This window comes from Nesterenkonia aurantiaca, from assembly GCF_004364585.1.
Classification (GTDB): Bacteria; Actinomycetota; Actinomycetes; order Actinomycetales; family Micrococcaceae; genus Nesterenkonia; species Nesterenkonia aurantiaca.
The window spans coordinates 1-23,629 of record NZ_SOAN01000010.1 but is presented as its reverse complement, the minus strand read 5'-3'; the positions used below and the strand labels follow the sequence as shown (position 1 = coordinate 23,629).

The 23,629-nt window shown below is 68.7% G+C and carries 24 protein-coding genes, 1 tRNA gene and 2 pseudogenes; 6 read left to right on the top strand and 21 right to left on the bottom strand.

The features are described 5' to 3' along the window. Positions 1-6: 6 nt before the first annotated feature. The 9 genes from EV640_RS11860 to EV640_RS11820 form a co-directional block, all read right to left on the bottom strand. On the bottom strand, positions 7-411 hold the full coding sequence (locus tag EV640_RS11860) for an FKBP-type peptidyl-prolyl cis-trans isomerase (protein ID WP_036475218.1): 405 nt from the start codon (positions 409-411) through the stop codon (positions 7-9). Next, complete coding sequence (locus EV640_RS13980) at positions 411-1,547, bottom strand: FKBP-type peptidyl-prolyl cis-trans isomerase (protein WP_133726531.1); 1,137 nt, start codon at positions 1,545-1,547, stop codon at positions 411-413. Before EV640_RS13980 ends, EV640_RS11860 begins: the two co-directional genes overlap by 1 nt. 78 nt (positions 1,548-1,625) lie before the next feature. After that, entirely contained in the window at positions 1,626-3,119 is a 1,494-nt protein-coding gene (gene pafA, locus EV640_RS11850; protein WP_036475213.1) for a Pup--protein ligase, read from the bottom strand. A 5-nt stretch (positions 3,120-3,124) separates the two neighbouring features. Continuing rightward, positions 3,125-3,322, bottom strand: coding sequence for a ubiquitin-like protein Pup (locus EV640_RS11845; protein ID WP_036475212.1), 198 nt, complete (start codon positions 3,320-3,322; stop codon positions 3,125-3,127). 27 nt (positions 3,323-3,349) lie between these two features. Continuing rightward, positions 3,350-5,089: a depupylase/deamidase Dop gene (dop, locus tag EV640_RS11840; protein WP_036475209.1), complete on the bottom strand. Its 1,740-nt coding sequence runs from the start codon at positions 5,087-5,089 to the stop codon at positions 3,350-3,352. Beyond that, a complete protein-coding gene (gene arc, locus EV640_RS11835) occupies positions 5,086-6,936 on the bottom strand; it encodes a proteasome ATPase (protein WP_084479532.1) in 1,851 nt (616 codons plus the stop codon). The genes dop and arc overlap by 4 nt, the downstream gene beginning before the upstream one ends. Then, positions 6,929-8,059 carry a tRNA (adenine-N1)-methyltransferase gene (locus EV640_RS11830; protein WP_133726530.1) on the bottom strand — a complete coding sequence of 377 codons (1,131 nt, stop codon included), beginning with the start codon at positions 8,057-8,059 and terminating at the stop codon, positions 6,929-6,931. The genes arc and EV640_RS11830 overlap by 8 nt, the downstream gene beginning before the upstream one ends. 142 nt (positions 8,060-8,201) lie before the next feature. Then, the gene (locus EV640_RS11825; protein WP_133726529.1) at positions 8,202-8,960 is read right to left on the bottom strand and encodes a site-2 protease family protein; all 759 of its coding nucleotides are present in this window, start codon (positions 8,958-8,960) and stop codon (positions 8,202-8,204) included. After that, positions 8,957-9,730, bottom strand: coding sequence for an HAD family hydrolase (locus tag EV640_RS11820; RefSeq protein WP_084479531.1), 774 nt, complete (start codon positions 9,728-9,730; stop codon positions 8,957-8,959). Before EV640_RS11820 ends, EV640_RS11825 begins: the two co-directional genes overlap by 4 nt. 53 nt (positions 9,731-9,783) lie before the next feature. Here EV640_RS11820 and EV640_RS11815 point away from each other — a divergent pair, with 53 nt between their 5' ends. Then, positions 9,784-10,761, top strand: a complete 978-nt coding sequence (locus EV640_RS11815; protein ID WP_051501120.1) for a PAC2 family protein — start codon at positions 9,784-9,786, stop codon at positions 10,759-10,761. Positions 10,762-10,775: 14 nt separating this feature from the next. Here EV640_RS11815 and mshC read toward each other — a convergent pair whose 3' ends face one another. The 3 genes from mshC to EV640_RS11800 all read right to left on the bottom strand — a co-directional run bounded on the left by mshC (position 10,776) and on the right by EV640_RS11800 (position 13,550). Then, complete coding sequence (gene mshC, locus EV640_RS11810; RefSeq protein ID WP_051501119.1) at positions 10,776-12,149, bottom strand: cysteine--1-D-myo-inosityl 2-amino-2-deoxy-alpha-D-glucopyranoside ligase; 1,374 nt, start codon at positions 12,147-12,149, stop codon at positions 10,776-10,778. A gap of 103 nt (positions 12,150-12,252) precedes the next feature. After that, on the bottom strand, positions 12,253-13,080 hold the full coding sequence (locus tag EV640_RS11805) for an undecaprenyl-diphosphate phosphatase (protein ID WP_036475205.1): 828 nt from the start codon (positions 13,078-13,080) through the stop codon (positions 12,253-12,255). A gap of 125 nt (positions 13,081-13,205) precedes the next feature. Further along, positions 13,206-13,550, bottom strand: coding sequence for a hypothetical protein (locus EV640_RS11800; protein WP_036475202.1), 345 nt, complete (start codon positions 13,548-13,550; stop codon positions 13,206-13,208). Between the two features lie 143 nt (positions 13,551-13,693). Here EV640_RS11800 and EV640_RS11795 point away from each other — a divergent pair, with 143 nt between their 5' ends. After that, a complete protein-coding gene (locus tag EV640_RS11795; protein WP_036475243.1) occupies positions 13,694-13,912 on the top strand; it encodes a DUF5703 family protein in 219 nt (72 codons plus the stop codon). Between the two features lie 84 nt (positions 13,913-13,996). On the opposite strand, the gene EV640_RS11790 is transcribed toward EV640_RS11795, so the two are convergent. The 3 genes and pseudogenes from EV640_RS11790 to EV640_RS13900 all read right to left on the bottom strand — a co-directional run bounded on the left by EV640_RS11790 (position 13,997) and on the right by EV640_RS13900 (position 17,657). Then, on the bottom strand, positions 13,997-15,157 hold the full coding sequence (locus EV640_RS11790) for an acyl-CoA dehydrogenase family protein (RefSeq protein WP_133726528.1): 1,161 nt from the start codon (positions 15,155-15,157) through the stop codon (positions 13,997-13,999). Positions 15,158-15,207: 50 nt separating this feature from the next. Continuing rightward, positions 15,208-16,542, bottom strand: coding sequence for a M20/M25/M40 family metallo-hydrolase (locus EV640_RS11785; RefSeq protein ID WP_036475200.1), 1,335 nt, complete (start codon positions 16,540-16,542; stop codon positions 15,208-15,210). Between the two features lie 287 nt (positions 16,543-16,829). Next, a pseudogene (locus tag EV640_RS13900) lies at positions 16,830-17,657 on the bottom strand (FtsW/RodA/SpoVE family cell cycle protein). Between the two features lie 92 nt (positions 17,658-17,749). Between EV640_RS13900 and EV640_RS11770 the strand changes: the two are divergent. From EV640_RS11770 to EV640_RS11755, 4 genes are all read left to right on the top strand, one after another. After that, positions 17,750-18,016, top strand: coding sequence for a hypothetical protein (locus EV640_RS11770; protein ID WP_133726525.1), 267 nt, complete (start codon positions 17,750-17,752; stop codon positions 18,014-18,016). Positions 18,017-18,154: 138 nt separating this feature from the next. Continuing rightward, the gene (locus EV640_RS11765) at positions 18,155-18,385 is read left to right on the top strand and encodes a hypothetical protein (RefSeq protein WP_133726524.1); all 231 of its coding nucleotides are present in this window, start codon (positions 18,155-18,157) and stop codon (positions 18,383-18,385) included. A 152-nt stretch (positions 18,386-18,537) separates the two neighbouring features. Next, positions 18,538-19,155 carry a TetR/AcrR family transcriptional regulator gene (locus tag EV640_RS11760; RefSeq protein WP_133726523.1) on the top strand — a complete coding sequence of 206 codons (618 nt, stop codon included), beginning with the start codon at positions 18,538-18,540 and terminating at the stop codon, positions 19,153-19,155. 9 nt (positions 19,156-19,164) lie between these two features. Continuing rightward, entirely contained in the window at positions 19,165-19,953 is a 789-nt protein-coding gene (locus EV640_RS11755; protein ID WP_133726522.1) for a maleylpyruvate isomerase family mycothiol-dependent enzyme, read from the top strand. Between the two features lie 185 nt (positions 19,954-20,138). On the opposite strand, the gene EV640_RS11750 is transcribed toward EV640_RS11755, so the two are convergent. The 6 genes and pseudogenes from EV640_RS11750 to EV640_RS13610 form a co-directional block, all read right to left on the bottom strand. Beyond that, positions 20,139-20,223, bottom strand: a tRNA-Leu gene (locus EV640_RS11750). A gap of 108 nt (positions 20,224-20,331) precedes the next feature. Continuing rightward, positions 20,332-21,423, bottom strand: coding sequence for a lipoate-protein ligase small subunit (gene lplB / locus EV640_RS11745; RefSeq protein WP_036475195.1), 1,092 nt, complete (start codon positions 21,421-21,423; stop codon positions 20,332-20,334). Further along, complete coding sequence (locus tag EV640_RS11740; protein WP_133726521.1) at positions 21,420-22,097, bottom strand: hypothetical protein; 678 nt, start codon at positions 22,095-22,097, stop codon at positions 21,420-21,422. Before EV640_RS11740 ends, lplB begins: the two co-directional genes overlap by 4 nt. 128 nt (positions 22,098-22,225) lie before the next feature. After that, positions 22,226-22,726, bottom strand: a complete 501-nt coding sequence (locus EV640_RS13745; protein ID WP_208292204.1) for a cytochrome b5 domain-containing protein — start codon at positions 22,724-22,726, stop codon at positions 22,226-22,228. Next, complete coding sequence (locus EV640_RS11730) at positions 22,723-23,151, bottom strand: hypothetical protein (RefSeq protein ID WP_133726520.1); 429 nt, start codon at positions 23,149-23,151, stop codon at positions 22,723-22,725. The genes EV640_RS13745 and EV640_RS11730 overlap by 4 nt, the downstream gene beginning before the upstream one ends. Before the next feature lie 223 nt (positions 23,152-23,374). Continuing rightward, positions 23,375-23,629, bottom strand: a pseudogene (locus EV640_RS13610) (hypothetical protein); the annotation flags it as partial.

Sequence of the window (23,629 nt, the reverse complement as noted above, 5' to 3'; positions counted from 1 at the left end):
GGCGGATCAGGAAGCCTTGCGGACGCTGACCAGGTCCACCACGAAGATCAGGGTCTCGTTGGCACCGATGGCGGCGCCGGCGCCCTGCTCCCCGTAGGCCAGGTGCGGCGGGATCTCGAAGCGGCGACGGGCGCCCTCCTTCATCCCGATCAGGCCCTGGTCCCAGCCCTGGATGACCTGGCCGATGCCGGCGGTGAAATCGAGGGTCTCGCCGCGGTTCCAGGAGGCGTCGAACTCCTCGCCGGTGGACCAGGAGACGCCCACGTAGTGGCAGGAGATCGCATCGCCGGGCTCTACGGCGTGTCCGCCGCCGGCGATGAGCTCCTCGATGACCAGTTCCTCAGGCGGGGTGTCGCCGGGGAAGTCGATCTCGGGGCGGGTGCGGTCATAGCTGCGCTGGCCGAAGGACATCAGTCGGTCTCCTCATCAGTTGCTTCGTCGCTGTTTGCTTCGTCACTGCTTGTATCGTCGCTGCCGGAATCCTCGCCCTCGGCGCCGTCTTCAGCGCCGCCCTGCTCGGCTTCCATCTGCTCGATCATCTCCTGGATGTCTTCCTCGGAGAGCTCAGGCTGACCCGACTCGGGGGCAGGCGCCGCGGCCTCGGGCGCCTCGGCGGAGGCGATCAGGTCGACCACGAAGATCAGGGTCTCGCCGGCGAGCTCGTGCTGGGTGCCCTCCTCGGCGTCCTCGTCGCTCTCGCCGTAGCCGGACTCCGGCGGGATGACCAGCAGCACGCGGGAGCCGACCTGCTCACCCTCGAGGCCCTCGGCCCAGCCAGGCACCAGGCTGCTCAGTGGGAAGCCTGCCGGACCGGCGTCGGGCTCCTCGTCGTCCTGGGGCCAGTTGGAGTCGAAGAGCTCGCCGTCGGACCACTTCCAGCCGGAGTAGCGCACGACGACCTGGTCCTCGGCGGCCACCTCCTCGCCGTCGCCCTGGATGAGCACCTCAGTGCTGACCTCCTCGGGCTCCTCACCGTCGTTGCCGCCGAGCAGCTCCGGGAGCACGCCCTGTTCGTTCTCGATCTCGGGCAGCTCGCCGTCCTGCTCCTGGACCCCTCCCTCGGCGAAGGCCGGGGACTGGTCCTCCACGCGCAGCACCAGCAGCGTCGCGGAGGCGCCGGTCTCAGCGTTGGCGGGTTCGAAGAGCGCAATCTCGGAGCCGATGGTCAGGTCAGTGTCGGTGAGCGAGTCATAGATGAACTCGCTCTGCTCCTGCATCTGGGGCAGGTAGATCATCGAGGGGTTGTCCGCGCTGAAGCTCTCCTCCTGGATCTCCCCGGACTCGGGGTCCGCCACGGCGTGGGAGACCTCGAGGATCTGTCCCTCGTCGATGTCTTCGCCGTCGCCGCGGTCCAGCACCCGGGAGGCCTCTTCCTCGAGCTCCAGCGGGCTGCGCAGGATGACCTCCGGGGTACCTTCATCGGTGAAATGCAGGTCCACGCCGGAGAGCGCGTCGGTGTCTCCCAGACCGTTGTCGGAGCATGCGCTGAGCAGCAGGACTGCCGGGATGGACAATGCCACGCAGGTGCGGCGGAACGGAGAATGCACGGTGTTTCCTTCAACTTGAATGGCGACCTGACAAGGCCTGGGCCTGCTCAGCACTGTACAGGCCGGATACCTGGTTCGTCAGATCAGCGGAGGCTCGGCAAGCTCCCTGGGATGCTCCAGCTTGTAGCGCTCGCTGAGCGCCAGCGGGAGCTCCTGGGCGCGGCGCTCGTCAAGGGTCTGCTCACGCAGCGAGGCGACCCGCTCACCCAGCCGGTCCAGCAGGGTGTCCACCCGCGGGTCCTCCGCGCTGAGCGGATCTTTGAGCATCAGGGCGTCCAGCGGCCGGTCCACCAGCTTGTGGTGCACCCAGTCCACGGTGTGCTCGGCGCCCACCGCCCGGGCGGTGGAGAGGAAGCGTCCACGCAGCGCGGCACGGGTGGTGGCCGGCGGGTCTACGATGGCGCGCTGGATCCGCTCGGGCTCCAACTGGGTGCTGGCCCGGCCGCGGGCGGCCAGCAGGTTGAACACCCCGCGGGTCGGGTGCACGTCGTGATAGGCCATGTCGAGCTGCTCCAGCTTCGGGTGCCCCATGGGCAGGCCGCCGCGTTCGGCCACATCGGTGAGCAGCCGCTTCTTGATCGCCCAGTCGATGTCGCGTTCGATCGGAGCGTGCTCGCCGCTGGCCACGGCCTGCAGGGTGCGCTCCCAGAGCTCGAAGATCTGATCCACCCGGTCGTGGTGGGCGCCGTTCTCACGGACGAAGCGTCGGGCCCGGTCCAGCAGCCTCGCCTGGACCTCCACCGCGGTCTGCTGGCCCCCGTTGCGGATCTTCACGACGGCCTGCCCGGTGATGTCATGGCTGATGTGCCGGATCGCACCGATCGGGTTCTCCAGCTCGAAGTCCCCCACCGGGACCCCGGACTCGACCATGCGCAGCACCAGGTCGGTGGCGCCGTAGCGCAGCAGGCTGGTGGTCTCGGACATGTTGGAGTCGCCCACGATCACGTGCAGCCGGCGGTGCACCGCGGCGTCGGAGTGGGGCTCGTCGCGGGTGTTGATGATCGGCCGGGAGCGGGTGGTGGCCGAGGAGATGCCCTCCCACATGTGGTCTGCGCGCTGGGAGAACGCGTAGTGCGCGGGGGTCTCGTCGGTGGCCGGGACCAGCCGGCCGGCGCCGACCATGATCTGCCGGGTGACCAGGAAGGGCAGCAGGATGGTGGAGAGCCGACGGAAGTGGGTGGTGCGCGGGATCAGGTAGTTCTCGTGGCTGCCGTAGGAGTTGCCCTGGGAGTCCACGTTGTTCTTCAGCAGGTAGATGCTGCCGTCGAAGCCGTCCTGGGCCATCGCGGCCTCGGCGCGCTGGGCCAGGTCATGCATGATCAGCTCCCCAGCCCGGTCGGAGGCGATCAGGTCCAGCAGGTCATCACATTCGGCGGTGGCGTATTCCGGGTGGGAGCCGACGTCGAGGTAGAGCCGGGAGGCGTTGGGGATGAAGACGTTGGAGCTTCTCCCCCAGCGCAGCACCGGGCGGAACAGGTAGCGGGCCACCTCGTCCGGGGGCAGACCGCGGTGGGTGCCGCCGGTATGGGTGATGCCGAACTCGGTCTCGACCCCGATGACGCGCCGATCCATGGGGCCTACTCCCCGCCCTTCTGCACGAAGCCCTTCACGAACTCCTCGGCGTTGGACTCCAGCACCGAATCGATCTCGTCGAGCAGGCTGTCGAGCTCGCCGGCGCGCTTCTGGGCCTGCGCGTTGGCGCCGGCCGTGGCCGCCGCCTCGGGGGCGCCGTCGTCGTTGCCGCCCTGGGGGCGCTTCTGCGGTTGAGTGGACATGATCTCTCCTTGATCGACCCAGCGGTTCTATTGACCCAGCAGCCGCTGGAGTCCGGTGATGAGGCGCTCCGGGGTGGCCGCGCTGACCAGTGTATTCTCCACCGCCGCACGGGTCCCGGTATAGGGATCGGGCAGCCCCAGGCGCACCACGGGCGCGACGTCGTTCGCGCGCAGCAGGATCTGATCCCAGCTGGCGCCGACGACGACGCCGGGGTATTGGCTGATCAGCCGGCCGCGCAGCCAGGCGCGGGTCTCCTCGGGCGGGTGCTCTGTCGCCCGGTCGAGCTGCGCATCGGTGAAGAGCCGGCGCATCCGGCCGGCGCGGGCGAGCTTGTAGTACAGCCCCTTCTCCGGGCGCAGGTCCGCGTACTGCAGGTCCACCATGCCCAGCAGCGGGGCATCCCAGGACAGCCCGTCGCGGCGGCGGTAGGACTCCAGCAGGGTCAGCTTCGCGATCCAGTCCACCCGGTCCGACGCGGCGTAGAGGTCGGTGCTCAGGTCCCGCAGCAGCTCCTCCCAGGCCTCGAGCACCTCGGCGGTCTCGGTGTCCGGGAGGTTCTCGGTGCCCGGCGGCGGGGTCTTCTCCTGCTCCCAGGCCAGCGCGGCCTGCAGGTAGAGCTGCTGGATCTCCAGGGCGGTGAGGGCTCCGCGGGAGGTCGGCACCGTGGCGGTCAGCGTCGGGTCATGGGAGATCGTCTTCAGCGCCGCCACCGGGTCATCCAGGGTCAGCTCCGGGGCTCGGCCGGATTCGATCAGGTCCAGGACCAGCGCGGTGCTGCCCACCCGCATCCAGGCGGAGTACTCGCTCATGTTCGCGTCGCCGATGATCACGTGGAGCCGGCGGAACCGGTCGTGATCGGCGTGCGGCTCGTCGCGGGTGTTGATCATCGGGCGGCGCACCGTGGTCTCCAGCCCGACCTGTTCTTCGAAGAAGTCCGCACGCTGAGAGATCTGGTATCCGGGGCGTCCGCTGGTCTGCCCGATCCCCACCCGTCCGGCCCCGCAGAGGATCTGCCGGGTCGCGAAGAACGGCAGCAGGCCCGCCACGATCGCGTCGAAGTCCAGGCTGCGCGGCACCAGGTAGTTCTCGTGGGCGCCGTAGGAGACCGACTTGTTGTCGGTGTTGTTCTTATACAGCAGCACCTGTGGGGCGTGCTGCTCCTGGCTGAGCCGGCGGGCGGCGGCGAGCGCGACCCGGTCTCCGGCCACGTCATAGAGCACCGCCCGGCGCGCCCCGATCGCCTCGGGTGCGGAGTATTCGGGGTGGGCGTGGTCCACGTAGAACCGGGCCCCGTTGCCCAGGACCAGGTTCATCAGCAGCTGCGGGGCACCCTCGGCGGCCTGGAAGAAGTCCCCGCGCCAGTGCGGCGACCCGGGGGCGTGGAAGGACCCGGCGACGTCGGCCGGGCTGGGGTCACCGGCGCTGACGTTGCCCAGCGCGTCACGCACCGGTCCCTGGCCGGGTTCCTGCTCGGTCGCGTGGGTGAGACCCTCCTCGTGGCTGGCGTGAGCCAGCGCCTCCCCGGTGTCGGTGAGCTGGGAGGGGTGCGCGGCCGAGCGGGGCAGCACCCAGCCGCGGGCGTCGACCAGCGGGGATTCGGACTGGTAGTCCCATTCGGTGCCGGCCACCGCCCCGCCGGACTCGGTGACGTGGGCGGCGTAGGCGTTGACCAGCTCGATGGAGAGCGCGATATGGCTGGCCCGCGGGTTGGCCGGGGCGTGGATCCCGTATTCGGTCTCCATCCCGATCAGTCGGCGCACGGTCATCCGCGCACCTCGTTGGCTGCGCCCGAGCCGGGCGAGCCGACCGCGGGCGAGCCGACTGCGGGCGAGCCGACTGCGGGGTCCGGGGGGCCGGAGGGTGCCGCGGCCGGGTCAGCCTCGGAGGGGCGTTCGATCCGGACCACCGGGGCGGTGGACGCGCCGACCACCCGAGACCAGGCCTGTGGGTCTGCGGTGTTGACCAGGTCCTCCTGGTCGCGCAGCTCCTCCTCGGCGGCGGCGAAGAGGTGCTCGCGGGTCAGGCCCTTCTGCGCCGGGTCGCTCTCGGAGCGCAGGAAGTCCTTGATCGCGGCCTTCTTCGCCCGGTCCACGATATTGCTGAGCACCGCGCCGGACATGAAGTCCGCCGCCTGGAAGGCGGTCTGGGTGCCATCGGCGTGGATCAGGCGCAGCCTTGCCTGCGGGGTCGCCGGGAACAGCCGGTCCACCAGCGCGTCCACCAGGGCGTCGACGGCGGCGCCGCGGTCCTCGTGGGCGGCGAGCAGCTCGGCGTGCAGCGGGACGGCTCCACCGAGATGGATGCCCAGGATCTCTGCGGCACCCGCGCGTCCGGGGCGCTGGACCCGGATCTTCACATCCAGGCGTCCGGGGCGCAGGATCGCCGGGTCGATCATGTCTTCGCGGTTGGAGGCGCCGATGACGATGACGTTCTCCAGCGATTCCACCCCGTCGATCTCCGCCAGCAGCTGCGGGACGATGGTGGTCTCCACATCTGAGGAGACCCCGGAGCCGCGGGTGCGGAACAGCGCCTCCATCTCGTCGAAGAACACCACCACCGGCTGCCCGGCGGAGGCGCGCTCGCGGGCCCGGGCGAAGATCACCCGGATGTGCCGCTCGGTCTCGCCCACGTACTTGTTCAGCAGCTCGGGGCCCTTGATGTTGAGGAAGAACGCGCCCCGGCTCGCCCCGGCACCCGGGCCGGCGTCTGGGCCGGTACCCGGGCCGGCGTCATCGGCTGCCGCTGAGGCTCGGCGGGTCTCGGCCAGCGAGCTCGCCACGGCCTTGGCGATCATGGTCTTGCCGCAGCCGGGAGGCCCGTAGAGCAGGATCCCCTTCGGCGCGCGCAGCCCGTGCTCCTTGTAGAGGTCGGCGTGCAGGAAGGGCAGCTCCACGGCGTCGCGGATGGCTTCGATCTGCTCGGAGAGCCCGCCGATGTCGGCGTAGGAGACGTCCGGGGACTCCTCGAGCACCACGTCCTCGACCTCGGAGAGCGGCACGATCTCGGTGGCGGTGCCGGTGCGCAGGTCCACCATCACGGCGTCGCCGACCCGGGCGCTGTGCAGCCCGTCGCGCTGGGCGGCGGCGGAGGCGGCGGCGGTGAGCGTGACCACCCGCTCGTCCTCGCCGCGGGAGATGATCACCAGCCGGGCATCCGGCAGCACCTCTTTGACCCGGGCCAGCTCCCCGGTGCGCTCGGCACCGAGGATCGCGACGATGGTGAAGTTCTCGTTGAGCAGCACCTCATCGCCGGCCTGCAGCTGCTCCGGGCTGATCAGCGGGGACAGGCTGACCCGGAGCTTGCGTCCGGCCTGGAGGATGTCGACGCCGGCCACGGTGGTGGCCTGGATCTCACGCCCCTCGGCCTGCGGGTGTTCGGGCCGGTAGCCCAGCACGGTGCCGAAGGTGAACGGCGCCTGGCCGTCGGCCTGCAGCGCGTTGCGCAGCTGGGAGATCTCGTTGCGGGTGGTCTCCAGCAGGTCAGCCATCCGCTGGTTGTTCCGCCCGGCGCTCTGCAGCTGGGCCTCCAGCTGCTTGGCGCGGCTGCGCAGCGTGTCCAGCTGCCGGTGCGCCTGGGCGAGCCGGTTCTGTTCATGGTCGGTCTGCTCACTCACGGGTGAACACCTCCTTGGCCTGGGCGGCGATCTTCTGCGACAGAGCTGAGGCCTTGCGGGCCTTCTTCCCGGAGACGGTGCGGGTCTTCAGGCTGGCCTCGTCCCAGACCGCGTCCGGGTCGTTGGCCGGCCAGGCGGCGCGGTCCTCCTCGCTGACCACCGAGACCTTCTCGCGCTTCTTCAGCTGCAGCGGGGTCTGGTCATCGGCGAGCCGGCGGGCCGAGAGCAGGAAGCCGGTGTGTGCGACCATCCGGTGATCCGGGCGCACCGCGAGGCCATCCAGGTGCCAGGTGCGCAGCATGGTCTCGTGCGCCTCGGGTTCGGTGAAGCCCTCCGAGGCGCGGATCTCCTCGGCCAGCCGGGACAGCTGGGTCACAGAGGCGACGTAGCTGACCCAGACCCCGCCCGGGGCCAGCACGGTCTTCACCGCGTCCAGGCATTCCCAGGGGGCGAGCATGTCCAGCACCACCCGGTCCACGCTGCCGGGCTGCTCCACGGTGAGGACCTCCTCCTGCATATCTCCGAGGTAGACCTCCCAGCCGGGGTGGGCTTCACCGAAGAACGCCTCCACGTTGCCCACGGCGATGTCCCTGAAGTCCTCGCGCCGCTCGAAGGAATGCAGCACGCCCTGATCTCCCACCGCGCGCAGCAGCGAGATCGAGAGCGCCCCGGAGCCGACGCCGGCCTCGACCACGCGGGCGCCGGGGAAGATATCGGCCACCGCGACGATCTGGGCGGAGTCCTTGGGGTAGACCACGGTGGCGCCGCGCGGCATGGAGAGCACGAAGTCGTTGAGCAGCGGGCGCAGCACCTGGTACTCGTGGCCGGCGTCGTTGGCCACCAGGATGCCTTCGCTGGCCCCGATGAGCAGGTCGTGGCGCAGCACCCCCTGGTGGGTGTGCCATTCGCCGCCCGGCTGCAGCGTGATGGTGCTGGGCCGACCCTTGCGGTCGGTGAGCTGCACGCGCTGGCCCGCGCGCAGCGGACCTGTGCGCATATGGGACCCGATGGGACCTGGGGTGCTCGCCGGGGACTCGCCGGAGGTGCTCGTGGTCACTGAATCTCGCTCTCTCAAGGTGCTGCGGCTCCGCCGACCAGGATCCGGTGCAGGCGGACGTTTCATCTGCATTCAGCCTATCCCTGTCAGGCCGTGACTCTCAGCGGGGGCTGATCCTCCGTCGGACCCGACGTAACAGTTGCGCGGAACATTCGCGGGTATCGCTCGCGGGACTGCGCTGTGCTTCAGCGCCTTCGGCTCAGCCGCTTCAGCGCCGTCGGCTCAGCCGGGCGTTGGCCACCCGCACGTTCTCCGAGGCCCCCTGCCAGATGAAGAAGGAGACCATCACCGCCACCACCACGACGACGAGGCTGACCTCCCGCACCCCGCTGACCACCAGGACCGCCAGGCCCGCCAGCAGCGCGAGGACGACGAGGCGCCCGGCCCATCCGGCGGCGCGCATCCCGCGGTCCTGGTCTCCGGTGGCGGCCCAGACCGCGGACTCCACGATCCGCCCGCCGTCCAGCGGCAGCCCGGGGAGCAGGTTGAACACCCCGACGAAGAAGTTCACCAGCACCGTGACCTCGACCAGCAGGGCGGTGACCCCGGTGAGCGCGAGCGCTCCGGAGAGGTAGAGGCCCAGACCGGCGATCACCAGGTTCGCGGCGGGCCCGGCCAGGGAGACCGCGAGGGACTTCGCCGGGGTGGCCCGGTGGGCGTGGAACTCGGTGTGTCCGCCCCAGAGGTTCAGCTCGATCTCGGTGGCGGGCCAGCCGAAGGAGCGTGCCGCCAGGGCGTGGGCCAGCTCATGGGCGAGCACCGAGAACATCAGCAGCACCGCGTAGCCCAGTGCCACCAGGTAGGCCAGGGCGCCCAGCTCCGGGAAGATCCGGAGCACCTGGGGTCCGAAGAGCGCCACGATGGCGGCGCTGACCAGGAACCAGGAGGCGCGGAAGCGCACCGGGATCCCGGCGATCCGCATCAGGGTCATCGCCTTCTTGGGCCGGCCGCCGGGGCGTGAGGTCATCGCGGCAGGCGCCGTTCCAGGTCTGCCGCGATGACGCCTGCCAGCCCGTCGAGGCTCTGCCAGCGCGGGTCCGCCGGGATCGGGGTGTAGTGCGGGACCGCGATGGTGACCAGCCCGGAATCCGCTGCGGCGGTGACTCCCGGGACCGAGTCCTCGATGGCGATGCAACGGTCCAGGCGCAGCGGCTCGCCGCTGCGCTGTTCGTGGTCCCCCGACATCCTGCTGAACGCCTGCTGGTAGGCCTCCGGGTCCGGCTTGCCGCGGCTGACCATGTCGCCGCTGACGATGAACTCCAGCTGCCCCTCCGGCAGTGCGGCGACGATCGCCTCGGCCAGCGGCTTCTCGCTCATGGTGACCAGGGCGCAGCGCACCCCGGCGGCGTTGAGGTCGGCGAGGAGCTCGCGGGCCCCCGGACGCCAGGGCATCTCGGCGACCGCGCGTGCCGCGACCCGAGTGATCAGGTGATCGATGATGTCACGTACCGTCATATCCACTCCGGCCTCGCGCAGCACCGAGGCGCTGTAGCTCAGCGCCTGTCCGACCAGGCCGTGCGCCTGTTCCTGGGACCAGGTGCCGCCGTGCGCCTCGACCAGGGCACGCTCCTCGGAGATCCAATATGGCTCGGTGTCCACCAGGGTGCCGTCCATGTCCCAGAACACGGCCTGGAGCTCCCCGGAGAGCGGTTCCGCGGCGGCGCGAGCCGAGGAGCTGGTGGCGGTGCGAGCTGCGGAGGTCAGGGGCTGGACGGAGGCATAAGACGTCGAAGACATGGGCCCAATCGTACGCTTCCCGCGGGATCGCCAAGAGGGATAGTGTGAGAAGCGTGAGCGACGAAACAGCGTCTCAGGACTCCTCCGACGAGGCCACCGGCGACCCCCGGGAGCCATCCGCGCTCCCCGAGGGCTTCGCCCAACGCTTCGCCGAGCACCTGAGCGCCATCCAGACCGCTGCGGCCACCGGTGAGACCGACGCCCCACGCTCACGGCCCACCGTGATGGTGATGGCCTTCGAGGGCTGGAACGACGCCGGCGCGGCCGCCTCCTCCGCGGTGCGCGCGGTGGGACAGGCCTGCGGCGCCGAACTGATCGGCAAGGTCGAGGACGAGGGCTACTACGACTACCAGTTCTCCCGACCCAAGATCCGCAGCACCGGGGGGCACCGCGAGATCATCTGGCCCTCCACCAAGATCTACCGGGCCAGGCCGCCCCGGGCCGCGGTGGACCTGCTGCTGGTCCACGGCGTGGAGCCGAGCTTCCGCTGGCAGGCCTTCACCGCGGACCTGCTGACCCGCGCCGCAGAGAACGACGTCTCCGGGATCATCCTGGTCGGCGCGCTGCTCGCCGACGTGCCGCACACCCGCCCGATACCGGCCTCGCTCTCCAGTGAGGACGCCGCATTGCAGGAGATCCTGGACATCGACGAGCCCACCTACGAAGGTCCCACCGGGATCGTCGGGGTGCTCGCGCACACGGCCGCGCAGGCCGGGCTGCCCGCCGTCTCGCTCTGGGCGGCGGTCCCGCACTACGTGGGCCAGGCCCCCTCACCGAAGGCGCAGCTGGCGATCATGCGAGAGCTCGAGGACCTGCTGGGCCTGACCCTGGATGAGAGTGAGGTCGTCGAGGACGCCGAGGCCTGGGAGCGCGGAGTCGATGACCTGGCCGAGGAGGACGCCGAGATCGCCGACTATGTGAAGCGGCTCGAAGAGGCCACCGACACCACGAACCTGCCCGAGGCGAGCGGCGAGGCCATCGCCCAGGAGTTTGAGCGTTACCTGCGGCGCCGGAAGCGTCCCGAGAGCTAGCTCCGCAGCAGGACTCAGCCCGCGGCGGTGTTGACCGAGCTCACCGGCACGCCCTGCGCGGGACTCGTCTCCTGCAGCTCGATCCCCAGCAGCGCCTTGACCACCGCGATGACCCGCCCCCGGCTGGTACCTCCGGCGAGCTTCCCGGTGGCCCACATGTCGAGGGTCTCCAGCGCGGCCGGTGCGTTGAGGTTCTGGGAGAGCGCCGAGTGCAGCGCGTACTGCAGGTCCTCGGGCCGGGCATCGGCGGTGCCGAGCTCCCCGTGGCCGTCGGTCTCTGGAGCCGCGGCCAGTGCGGCGTTCCAGCGCTCCCAGCGCTGCGCCGCAGCCTCGAGCAGATCGGGGGTGTAGTTCCATTCCGCTCGGTAGTGGTGGCCCAGCAGCAGCGTCCGGATCACCTGTGGATCCACGCCTTCGGCGCGCATCCTTGAGGAGAGCACCAGATTGCCCTTGGACTTGGACATCTTCTCCCCCTCGAGCCCGACCATCCCGGCGTGCAGGTAGGTCTTGGCCAGCGCCACACCGTCAGCAGCGGTGGCGTGGGCGGCGCTGAACTCGTGGTGCGGGAAGCGCAGGTCCGAGCCGCCGCCCTGGACCATGAAGGGGGCGGGCAGATGCCGGCGGGCGATGACCGAGCATTCGATGTGCCAGCCCGGGCGGCCCTGACCGAGGCTGCCGCCGTCCCAGTGCGGCTCCCCGTTGCGGCGCGCACGCCACAGCAGCGGATCCAGCGGGTCGCGCTTGCCGGCGCGCTCGGGGTCTCCGCCGCGCTGCGGGAAGAGCTCTTCCATCTCGGCGCGGTCGTAGTTTCCGATGCTGCCCAGGGTCCACGGCGTGCTGGCCTGGGCCGCCGTCGTGTCGAAGTAGGTGTCGAAGGCTTCGGGGTCACCGGGGGTGACGCCGTCGGCGAGCTCCTCCAGAGGCACCGGCACCGGGTAGCCCATGCCCAGCTCGACCAGCTGGGCCACATCCTTGGCGACCACCGGGATGGTCTCCACCGCGCCCAGATAGGTGTCGGGAGCGATCACGCCCAGGGCGGCCATGTCCTCGCGGAAGAGCTGGGTCTGGTCCTGGGCGAGCTCGAACCAGTCCACACCGGTGGCGCTGGCCCGTTCCAGCAGCGGATCGTCGATGTCGGTGACGTTCTGCACATAGTTCACCCGCAGCCCGGCGGCGCGCCAGTAGCGCACCAGCAGGTCGAACTGCACGTAGGTGTTGGCGTGGCCCAGATGGGTCGCGTCGTAGGGGGTGATGCCGCAGACGTAGAGGGACCCCACGCCGTCGGTGGACTCCACCGGGACCAGAGCGTCCGCCGAGGTGTCGTGCAGCTGCAGGGTTTCCGGCAGCGCAGGCAGGGTGGGCACGTCGGGGGAGGTCCACGATTTCACGCAGAGGTCCTTTCACCAGTGGGGCAGCCCGGCAGGTGGTCTCCGGCGTCGAGCTGCCGCAGATCTCGCCGCCGGAGGAGAGTCGTTATTTACGCAACGCCGATCAGGCGTTGATGATTCCGAACCCCAGCATCACGTAGACGAACAGGCCAAGCAGGATCCGGTAGTTCACGAACAAGGTGTAGGAGTTCGTGGAGACGTATTTCAGGAACCAGCCGATGATCAGATAGGCCACGAAGAAGCCGACGGCCGTCGCCACCAAGGTCTGGCCCATCGTGTAGGGGCCGGTCTGCTCTCCCAGCGAGCCGAAGAGCTTGTAGAACCCGGAGCCGAAGACCGCCGGGATCGCCAGCAGGAACGAATACCGGGCCGCCGCCTCACGGGTGTAGCCCATCAGCAGGCCCGCGGTGATGGTGCCGCCGGAGCGGGAGACTCCGGGGATCAGTGCCATGGCCTGGGCGAAGCCGAAGATGATGCCGTCCCGGACGCTGAGCTGGTCCAGCGGTTTGCGCTGTTTGCCATAGGCGTCGGCGAAGGCCAGCAGCACCCCGAAGATGACCAGCATCGTGGCGGTCAGCCACAGGGTGCGGAAGACCGATTCGATCATGTCCTCGAGCAGCAGCCCCAGGATCACGATCGGGATGGTGCCCACGATGATCAGCCAGCCCATCCGCACATCCGGGTCGGAGTGCGGCAGCTTGCCCGTCAGGGCCGAGAACCAGGCCTTGAGGATCCGGACGATGTCGCGCCAGAAGTAGACCAGCACCGCCAGTTCGGTGCCGAGCTGGGTGATGGCGGTGAACGCCGCACCGGGGTCGGCGGCTCCGGGCAGGAACTCCCCCACGATGCGCAGATGCGCGGACGAGGAGATGGGGAGGAACTCGGTGAGACCCTGCACCAGGCCAAGAATGATCGCTTCTATCCACTGCACAGGCCGAGCTTAGAGCATCGGAGTCTGGATCCCGGACACCGACTTCAGTGGCGCGGATCACTCATGGCTGGGAATGGCCTGGAAACGGGCTGAGGGTGTTCTGAGAAAAGAAGGCGTGGCTGAGCTCAGCGCTCCTCGTCGTCCTCGTCCTCGTAGCTCTCATCCGAGCCGTCGGCATCCTCGTCAGCGTCGTCAGTCTCGTCGTCGCTGTTCTCGTCTTCATCGTCGTAGTCGCCGTCGTCATCGCTGTCGTCCTCGTCGCTGTCGTCCTCGTCATAGAGGTCCAGCGGGGTGACCTCGCCGCTGGCGGCGAAGAGCGCGTCCTCGTAGGCCTCGAAGGCGTCGGAGATGTTGTAGAACGCGGACTCCACTGAGGGATCCTCGTTCCCCCGGCGGTTCATCGAGGCGGAGAGGTGCTCTTCGAGAGCGTTCGTCAGCGCGTTGAGTGCCACGCGAGGATCCATAGTCATATGCTCACCGTACCAACGAGAGACCACTTCGGTAAGTCCTGGTTCAGACCTCGGATGGAGACTCGCTACGACGTAGGCTGAAGCCTCCCCACGAAAGTGAAGGTGAACCCCTGATGACCCAGCAGAACTGGTGGTCCCAGCCCATGGCTGAGCTCTACACCACGACCGACGACGCCGGCCCCACCTGGGAGTACATGGTCATCACCTGCCAGCCGCAGGAGTCGCTGAAGGAGGTTCGGCGCCGGGTCACCGAGCACGCAGAGTACGGCAAATGGGAGCTGCGCCGCTCCATGATCTACACCGGCGGACTGCGCCGATACTGGCTGCGCCGTCGGGTGATGCGGGTCCAGCGCACGATGTAGTTTCCGCCGGGGGTCGAGGCGCTCGCGCGGTCTGTGTCGGACCGGTCGCTTCTGCCGGGCCGGACCGGCCCAGCGAGGCTCTGCTCAGAGCGGGCCGAGGGTGTAGTTCGCCAGCGTGCGGTGCGCCGATTCGTCGTCGGAGGGGTGATGGATCCCGGCCAGGGCGTCGCGGTAGAGCCGGCTGAGCTCGGACTCGCGGTGGTACTGCGCTCCCCCGCTGACGCCCAGCACCAGGTCCAGCACCTTGCGGGCGGTGCGGGTGGCGTTGGTGCGCAGCGCGGCCAGTCGAGGTGACCAGGAGGCGCCATGCTCGGCTCCGGCCTCGATCTCTGCGGCGAGTCCGCGCAGCTGGGAGTCCAGGGACAGCTGGGCCAGCTGCGCCTCGGCGAGCTTGTACCGGGCGTCGGGGTCCCGATCCATGGTCTCCCCGCTGAGCAGCGAGCGGCGCTGGGCGACCAGCTCCGCACCCAGGCTCAGCGCGCGGTCTCCGATCCCGGTGTAGACCGCGGCGAGCAGGGTCAGGAACGAGGAGAAGATGGCGAAGACCAGCGGGTCCGGGCTCGGGCCCACCGGGAGCCGTCGCACGATCCGCTCCGCCGGGATCCGGGCACCTTCCAGGACTGTGGCGTGGGACTGGGTGGCGCGCATCCCGAGGGTGTCCCAGTTCTCGAGGGTGCGCCAGCCTGGAGCCTCCCGCTCCAGGAACCCGAAGATCAGCGGGGTCTCCCCCTCTGTCCCGGTGGCGGAGGTGTCCTTGCCGAACAGACCCAGCCTGGTCCAGACCGGAGACAGGGTCGTGAAGATCTTGGTGCCGGTGAAGCTGACCGCGCCGTCCTCGTGCACCTCGGCATGGGTGGTGGAGTCGAAGAGCACCGCGTCGTTGCCGGCCTCGGAGATGCCGAAGGCGAAGATCTCCCCGGCGGCGGCCTCGGTCAGGACCTGCTCGAAGGCTGTGTGCCCGCCGCTGACCATGCTGCGTGCCACGGACACCCAGATGTGATGCATGTTCACCGCGAGCGCCGTGGCCGGTGCGGCGGCGGCGAGCCGGCGCTGCGCGGCGACCAGGATCGGCAGGTCCCAGCCGAGCCCGCCCTGCTCGGTCGGAACCATGGCGCGCAGGTACCCGGCCTCGGTGAGCTCGGCGAGGTCCTCGTGGCAGAACTCGTTGCGGGCGTCGTAGCCCGGGGCGCGTTCCGCGATGCGCGACAGCAGCGACGGGGTCAGCACGGCGGTGATGGGGTCCATGGTGGGCTCCTGCGGTGGGTGGGTGTCGTCGGGAGTGTCTTCCGGGCTGCTTACTGGGCGGCGAGGAAGCGGTGCAGCACCCGGACCCCGAAGGTCAGCGCCTCGGTGGGCACGCGCTCGTCCACACCGTGGAACATGCCGGTGAAGTCCAGGTCGGCAGGCAGCTGCAGCGGGGCGAAGCCGTAGCCGGAGATGCCCAGCGAGGCCAGGTGCTTATTGTCGGTGCCGCCGCCGAGCATGTAGGGCAGCACCACGGCCTCGGGGTCCTCGGCCTTGAGCGAGGCGACCATCTGTTCGACCAGCAGCCCGGAGAACGGGACCTCCAGCGAGGGCCCGCCGTTGAGCAGCTCGAAGCTGACCTTCTCGCCGGCCAGCTCCTTGAGCTTCGCGGCGACCTGGTCATCCTGTTCCGGCAGGGTGCGCGCGTCCACCAGCGCCGAGGCGGAGCCGGGGACCACGTTGTGCTTATATCCACCCTCCAGCAGCGTCGGGTTCGAGGTGTTGCGCAGCGTGGCGGCGATGAACTTCGAGGCGCTGCCGGTGGCCTCGAGAAGCTTCGAGGGGTCCTTCTCGTCGAAGGGGATCCCGGTGAGCTCGGAGAGCTGCTCCATCAGCGCCCGGGTGGTCTTGGTGTAGTCCAGCGGCCACTCGTGCTCACCGATGGCCGCCACTGCGGCGCCGAGCCGGACCACCGGGTTGTCGCTGTGGATGGCCGAACCGTGCCCGGCGGTGCCGGAGGCGGTCATCTTGGTCCAGTGCAGACCCTTCTCTCCGGTCTGGATCAGGTAGGCGCGCTGACCCGCGACGTCGGTGGAGAACCCGCCGACCTCGCTGATCGCCTCGGTGGCGCCGTCAAAGACCTCCGGGTGATGCTTGACCATCCACTTGGCGCCGAAGTTGCCGTTGTCCTCCTCATCGGCGAAGAAGGCGAAGATCAGGTCGCGCTGGGGCTGGTGGCCCTCGCGGTGCATCCGCAGCATCGCGGCCAGGATCATGGCGTTCATGTCCTTCATATCCACCGCGCCGCGGCCCCAGATCATCCCGTCGCGGATCTCGGCGGCGAAGGGGTCGACCTGCCAGTCCTGCGCCTGGGCCGGGACGACGTCGAGGTGCCCGTGCACCACCAGCGCGCCCAGCTCCGGGTCGGCACCCTTCATGCGGGCCACCACGGAGGTGCGCCCGGGAGCGGATTCGTAGATCTCCGGCTCGAGACCGGCCTGGCGCATGACTGCGGCACAGTACTCCGCAGCCTCGCGCTCTCCGTTGGACTTGCCCTCGCCCCAGTTGGAGGTGTCGAAGCGGATCAGGTCGCGGCAGAAATCGATCACCTCGGTCTCGGCTGCGGCGGCGGGATCTGCGGGATTCGTTCCGGGGGCGATGCTCACAGGGCGTCTCCTGGGGTAGGGAATCTTCTGCCACCAGCCTAGCGAGTCTCACCTTCCCAGGCCCTGTTCAGGTTGCATACGCACTTTGGGAGTGTCCTCGGCTATGCTCCAAAACATGATCATCAGAACAGTCCTCATGTGGCTCGGCCGCAAAGTCTTCCGCACCGTCCGCAACCGCTCGGGCCGCAGCCCCGGCAACCCCAGCGCAGGCACCGCCCGCTGAGCCTTCTCCACCCTTCACGTTGAGGGGCGGATTCTCCGACTAGTTAGGCCCTGAACAGGCTGATCTACTCGCAGAATCCGCCCCTCAGCGCGTGTGGGGGTGTTCCCGCGTGTCGGGACATCAGCTGACCGCGCGCAAAGTTCAGGATGACCCCGACGCCGAGCAGCCCGCAGGTCAGCGCCGAACCGCCTGCGGAGATGAAGGGCCGCGGCACTCCGGCCACGGGAAGCAGGCCTGTGACCATGCCGATATTGAGAGACGCCTGACCTGCGATCCAGGCTGCGACGGCCGCCCCCAGCAGACCCAGCTCCTCGCCGAGGATGCTGGAAATGAAGTCATGCTCTGCCTCTGGGAGGTCCGACCGGTGCTGGGACTCGCCCAGCCCCACGCCCCGGAATCCTCCTGCGGTGAGTGCCTCGAAGCCCCGCTCCCACTGCTGGCAGGGCGCCGGAGGGTGATCACAGTTCAGGCGCTACCAGGCAGAGACGCGCATCATCCGGTAGGGCGTGGTCCACATCAACAGGACCACCACAGACACGGCGACGCCGGCGGTGAGCAGTAGACGGCGTGCGGCGACGCCGGCGGTCAACAGCAGTCCACCGACGATCACCAGGATGATCAAGCTTGTGCCCAGATCCCCGCCCAGCAGGACCAGCGAGAGCACCACCAGCACCCCCGGAGCCACCAACGGGAACAACCAGTGGGTGACACCTGGAACCCCCTGGACTCTGCGCGCCAGCACCGCCGAGCCCCAGAGGGCCAGCGCGAGCTGCGCCACCTCGGAGGGCTGACCGGTGATGGGACCCCACAGGATCCTATTCGTGCTGCCATCCGCTTCGGCCCCCAGCGGCGTGAACACCATCAGGGCAAGCAGGACGCAGGACAACACCATCAGCGCCACGTTGAGATTCTTTCCGTCCAAGCCGGACCAATAGATTAGCGATTGTTGTTCACTAAATAGTTGTAACTGCGTAGGGTGTGATCATGTTGAAGAAAACATGGATGCCTGTATTTCCCGCCCTCGGTGCGGCCCTGCTGCTCGCCTCCTGCGCGGCCGGGGATCCTGCCGCCGAGGTCACCGAGGAGGAGCCGGCGTCGAGTTCCAGCGAGTCCGAGGAGGCAGCCGCGGGCGAGGGCGATGATGAGCTTGCTGCACCGGCCGCTGACGCGCCTGGCTCCGAGGATGCCGATGCGAACCACCCGGGGGGCCAGCAGCTCATCATTGGCACCGACGGTGTGGAGTTCTTCTAAATCTCGCCCGAGGATGACGACGGCGATGAAGTCTTCCATCTGCACTGTGCGGACGACGAGGCGCTGGCCGCGAAGGCAGCGCACAACGACGGCGCCGAACCGATCGGCTGGCCGCAGGACTGGGACGGCACCGGAACGATGCCGGATCCGTTATGCCACCCCGATTACCTGCAGATCGATGAGTGGGAAGACCTGGAGGCGCACACCGCCTGCTGGGAAGGCAACGAGACCTCGACTCTTGTGAGGACCGGACAGTCCCAGGAAGAGGTCGACAAGCAGCTATGGCGGCAGTCCCAGGCACGCGCCGACTGGGAGCAGAATCCGGCCGGTGGCACCTGCGCGGAGCAGTGGGCCGCGAACGACGGCTGAGCCAAGCCCCTCCCACGTTGAGGGGCGGAAGTACCGAGCAGTTGGGCCCTAGATCCGCATGAGATGCCCGGAGAATCCGCCCCTCAACGTGGGGTGGGGATGCGGACCCGAAGCCTGGACAGTCCGCTCGCACCGGTGCTTGAATCCTAACTATGTTAGGTGGAACTACGCGTGATAGGCAGGCCGAACGGCGTGAGGCCACGCAGCTCGAGATCCTCGCTGCTGCCTGGTCCATGGCGCGTGAGCTGGGGCTTGCGGAGATCACCCTGCGCGGGGTGGCCGAGCGGGTCGGCATGCGGGCGCCGTCGCTCTATACGCACTTCGGATCCAAACACGCGATCTACGACGCCATGTTCGGGCAGGCCTGGGTCGAATGCCTCACCCAGTTCGAGTCCATGCGGGAGCAGGTCCCGGACGACGCACGCGAGGCGCTCAGATTGCTCGCGCGCAGCTTCTTCGACTTCGCCGTGAGCGACCTCCCCCGCCATCAATTGATGAACCTGCGGACGATCCCGGGCTTCACCCCGAGCGCGCAGAACTACGCCCCCGCCGTCGCAACGCTGGACCTCGCTCGCGAGATCTTCATTCGTCACGGCCTCACGGCACAGGAGGACCTCGACCTGTTCACCGCGCTGGTAGGCGGCCTGGTGGATTCTCAACACGCCAACGATCCCGGCGGAGACCGCTGGGCTCAACTGCTCGACCGTGCCATCGACATGCTGGCCGACGACCTCGGTCTGCCTCGAGTCCACAACCACCCACTGCCCTAAGGAGCAGTCATGAGCACCAAGCAGCAAGAGTTGCCCCGGGAAGCCCGCCTCCCCCAGCTGGACCGCACCCTCGCGACCCAGCTCGCCGCCGCCGAGTACGCGCGCGTCGCCGATCTCCTGGACCGCCTCACGCCCGAGCAGTGGGCGGCGCCGACCGACTGCCCCGGCTGGGAGGTCCGAGATATGGCCGGGCACATGCTGGGGATGGTCCAGATGGCGGCCTCGGTGCCCGAGATGATCCGCCAGCAGGCGACGGCCACCCTGCGTGCAAGACGCCGCAGCGGCTTGCAGATCGACGCACTCACCGCGTTACAGGTCGAGAAGAATGCAGCACTCACCGCCGAGGAGGTCGCCCGGGAATACCGGAGGCTGAGCCCACGGGCTGTCCGCAACCGACTCCGCGCACCGAGGTTCCTGCGGAACCAGACCATGGAGGAGGAGACCGACGGGCGATGGACCTTCGGCTACCTGTTCGACGTGATCCTGACCCGCGACCCGTTCATGCACCGGATCGACATCACCCGAGCCACGGGCGTGCCGATGGTCGCCACGGCCGACCACGAAGGGGTCATCCTCGACGACGTCGTCCGCGAGTGGGCCCAGCGTCACGGGAGGCCCGTCGCCCTCGAGCTCAGCGGACCCGCGGGAGGGCACTGGGCGTTCGGCCACGGTGGGAACGCAGGCGGGGGCCACCGCAGGGACGGAGAGCCCATCTCAATGGACCCGTTCGAGTTCTGCCGCGCCACCAGCGGTCGGGCACCCGCTGCGGGACTGCTCACCACCCAGGTCCCGTTCTAAGCATCGCGTCACCGCGCTAGACAGCTGCTGAGGGGCGGAAGTACCGAGCAGTTACACCCTGAATCCGCATGAGATGCTCGGAGAATCAGCCCCTCAACGCAGGGGGGTGAGTCCGGGCACGCAAAAGACCCCGGCCGACTGGATTGCTCCAGATCAGACCGGGGTCTCTGCTTCGTTCTCCGATGTGCGCGGAAGGGGACTTGAACCCCTACCCTCTTTACGAGGACTAGCACCTCAAGCTAGCGCGTCTACCTATTCCGCCACCCGCGCATCGTGTTTATGCCTCAAAGGCAACGACAAGAAACATTAGCATGACGCAGAACGGGACCGCGAATCGGGGGCTTCAGCACTCGCCGTCGAACCCGGGATCCGCCCAGATCAGGGGACCCTGGCGGTCCATTCCTGGGTGCTGAACTTCTCCTGCACCAGCTGCTCGGCCCGGGCCAGCTCCTCGGGGCGGATCTCGGCGACCCGTGCCCCGTATTTGGTCGCGAAGGTCTGCACGAAAGCGTCCAGGATCTCCGCGCGGGCCAGCCCGGTCTGGCTGCGCAGCGGGTCCACCCGCTTCGCCGCGGAGGTGATCCCCTTATCGGAGATCTTCTCCCGCCCGATGCGCAGCACCTGGAGCATGTCATCGGCATTCATGTCGTAGCTCATCGTCACGTGGTGCACCATGCCGCCGCTGGCCAGTCGCTTCTGCGCGGCCCCGCCGATCTTGCCCTCGGTGGAGACGATGTCGTTGAGCGGCTTATAGGAGGCGGTGATCCCGATCGAGGTCAGCGCCTCCATCGCCCAGGCGTCGAGGAACGGATAGGAGTCGGCGAAGCTGAGCCCGTCCACCAGAGACGCCGGCACCGAGAGCGAATAGGTGACGAAGCTGCCCTCGTCCATGTACATCGCTCCCCCACCGGTGATCCGCCGGACCACCGTGGCGCCCATCCGCTGCGCGGCCTCAGAATCCACCTCGTTGGCCAGGGACTGGAAGGAGCCGATCACCACGGCGCGGCCGGAGTAGTCCCACATCCGCATCAGCGGCGGGCGGTTCCCGCGGCCCACCTCCTCGGTGAGCACCTGATCCAGCGCCACGTGCATCTCCACGGGCAGCTGCACCGCGGGCATGACCTCCCAGTCGTGGTCCTCCCAGCGGGTGGCATGGCCCAGCGCACGGCGCACTGCGGTGGCGATGGCGTATTCGTCGAAGCCGAACATCTGTGCCTCCGCGGGCAGCTGGGCGCGCACGGATTCGGCGATCTCCTCCCGGGTCGCCCGGGTCGGCAGCCCGATCAGCGCGGCGTTGAGCGAGCCCAGCGCCTCATCGGGCTCCAGGAAGAAGTCACCGTTGACCGAGGCGGCGGTGATCTTCGCCTCGCGCGGGTGGATCCGGGGGTCGAGGTCGGTGTGCAGGTCGACGACGACGAGCTTGCCGCCCACGACCTTGTACTCCCCGTGCTGCTGATGCGTGTCCGTCATGGGTCAATCCTATGGGCGCTGGCACCCTCGTCTGTTCCGGCCCAGACGACCCCGCCTCCGGGCCCGAGCGCGACCTCGAACGCCATGCCTTCCCGCTCGGCGCGGAGATGGCGCCCGTCGTCCTCGACCACTTCCCAACCGGCCTCCGGGAGCGCTGCGCGGTAGTGCCCGAGCACATCGATCTCTTCGGAGACCTCCAGGCTGCGGTCACAGCCATCGACACCGCTGGCGCCACCCCGGCTGAAGTGGCCGATGTGCTCGATGGAGTCGAACGCCTGCTGCGACTCACGCTCCGCAGTGCTCGCGGGCTCCCCCGAGCCTTCGGTCACGCATTGCGGAACGGAGTCGTACTGAGCCTCGATCTTCTGCCGGAGCGCCACAGGGCTGAGAGCGAACATCGCGAGGAGCATCAGCACCGGGATCACGATGGCGGTGAACCGAATCCAGATTCGCGGCGAGAGCACCAGGACGAACACCGCGACGACGCCGACCACAACCAGAGCGACACCGGAGAAACCGGCCGTCAAACCCCAGACCAGGCCCTCGAAGGCAGTATCGGTGATGACGCCGTACTCGAGAAGGAAACTGTGGTGGACCAGCACCCCCAGCAGCGCCAGTGCTGCCGTCAGGACGAGCAACACCGCCGCGACAGTGGTCCGGCCGGTCTGAGCCATGACTCATTCTAGTGGCCCCTGACGGGCCAGCCATAGGGTCTTCCTGTCGTAGAAGCCCTCAGTTCATGGGTTGCCGACCGAAGCGGGCGAGCAGGTGCCAGACCCGTTTCACCCTCGCGCTGAGCTGCTCAGTCGGCCAGGGTGCCGATCTCGAACTCGGCGAGCTGTCCTTCGGGGCCGTCCTGGTCCCCGTGCTGTGCTTCGAAGGCGGCCGCCGCGTCAGTGCCGCACAAGCCTTCGATTCGATCTGCTCCACCTGGGTGCTGGTCGATCCAGTCGGTGAGGTCGTAGACCGTCCCGCTCATGACGGTCCAGCACGAGTCCGGGGAGTCGTTCTGCTCGACTTCCTCCATCGTGAGAACCCCCTCGGCGGATTCCCCGGCCTCGGCATCCTCGTCATCGGTCGCGTCCTCCGGCGCCTCGGCCTCGGCATCTTCCTCATCGGTAGCGTCCTCCGGCGCCCCGGCGTCGGTCTCCTCCGACTGGACAGCCTCGGTCTCCTCGGTCTCCGGGGCATCCGGCTCTGGGCTCTCACTCTGGCCGCATGCGGCGAGCAGCAGCAGGCTTGCCGTTGCTGCTGGAGCCAGGAGGAACTTCCTCCGGAGGGTCTTCTGATCGTTGATGCTCATGAGGATGCTCCTTCTAGCGAGTGATTTCTTGTTTCGGTTCTCCGGTGTTCCTCGCCGCGCCGCCGCGACGAGAAGGCCCAGGCGGTGACCCAGGTGAGCATCACCGTGAGCAGCAGTGCTCCGCTGACGTGCCCCGCGAGGGTCATGGTGCTGCCGATGGCAGCCTGCAGGAACGACAACCCAAAGGTGGCCAACGCGAGAACTGTGGGGACGCGGCCAGTCTTGGAAACCTTGACCATGAGCAGGAGCGCCACCGCCAGCAATCCGGAGGTGACGTGGAGCCCGATGGCCCCCAGGCCGTGGACGTCCAGTCCGCGGAAGTCCTGGATGTACAACCCTGCTGAGCCGAAGAGGAGCCCCAGGGCTCCAAGATTGATCAGGCACAAGCCTCGCACGAGGACGAGAAGTAAGTGCGGGGAGGTCATGGTGTGGGCTCATCTTCCTTCCGGGTCTGCGTCGCCCAGCCGGGGCCGGAGTGCCCGATCTGCTGGCTGGACATACAGGTGGCCCCACGGAACCTCTCGGATCCACGGGGCCACCCTCAAGCTGTGGCCTCAGTCGAGGCCAGGTCAGCGATGCCGGTCGCCACCCTTGAGGTGGAGACGCGACCGAGCTGGAAACCTACATGCCCTTCAGCGGGCGTGAGGCTCAGGACTCGGTGGGGCGCTGGCGCATGAAGTACGCGCCGGCTCCGATCGCGCCGAGGGCGAGCACGCCGCCACCGGCGGCCATGGCCATGCCTGCACCCTGGGACCCGCCGGCAACGCCGGTGTCGGCGCCGCCTTCAGGCATCCCGTCCATCTGTGAAGCGGTCAGCGTGCCACAGGCAGCTGGCAGGGTCGCTGCGTTGGGCAGTGACTCATCGAGCTCGGACTGCTTGTTCGCGGCTTCCTCGGTCAGCAG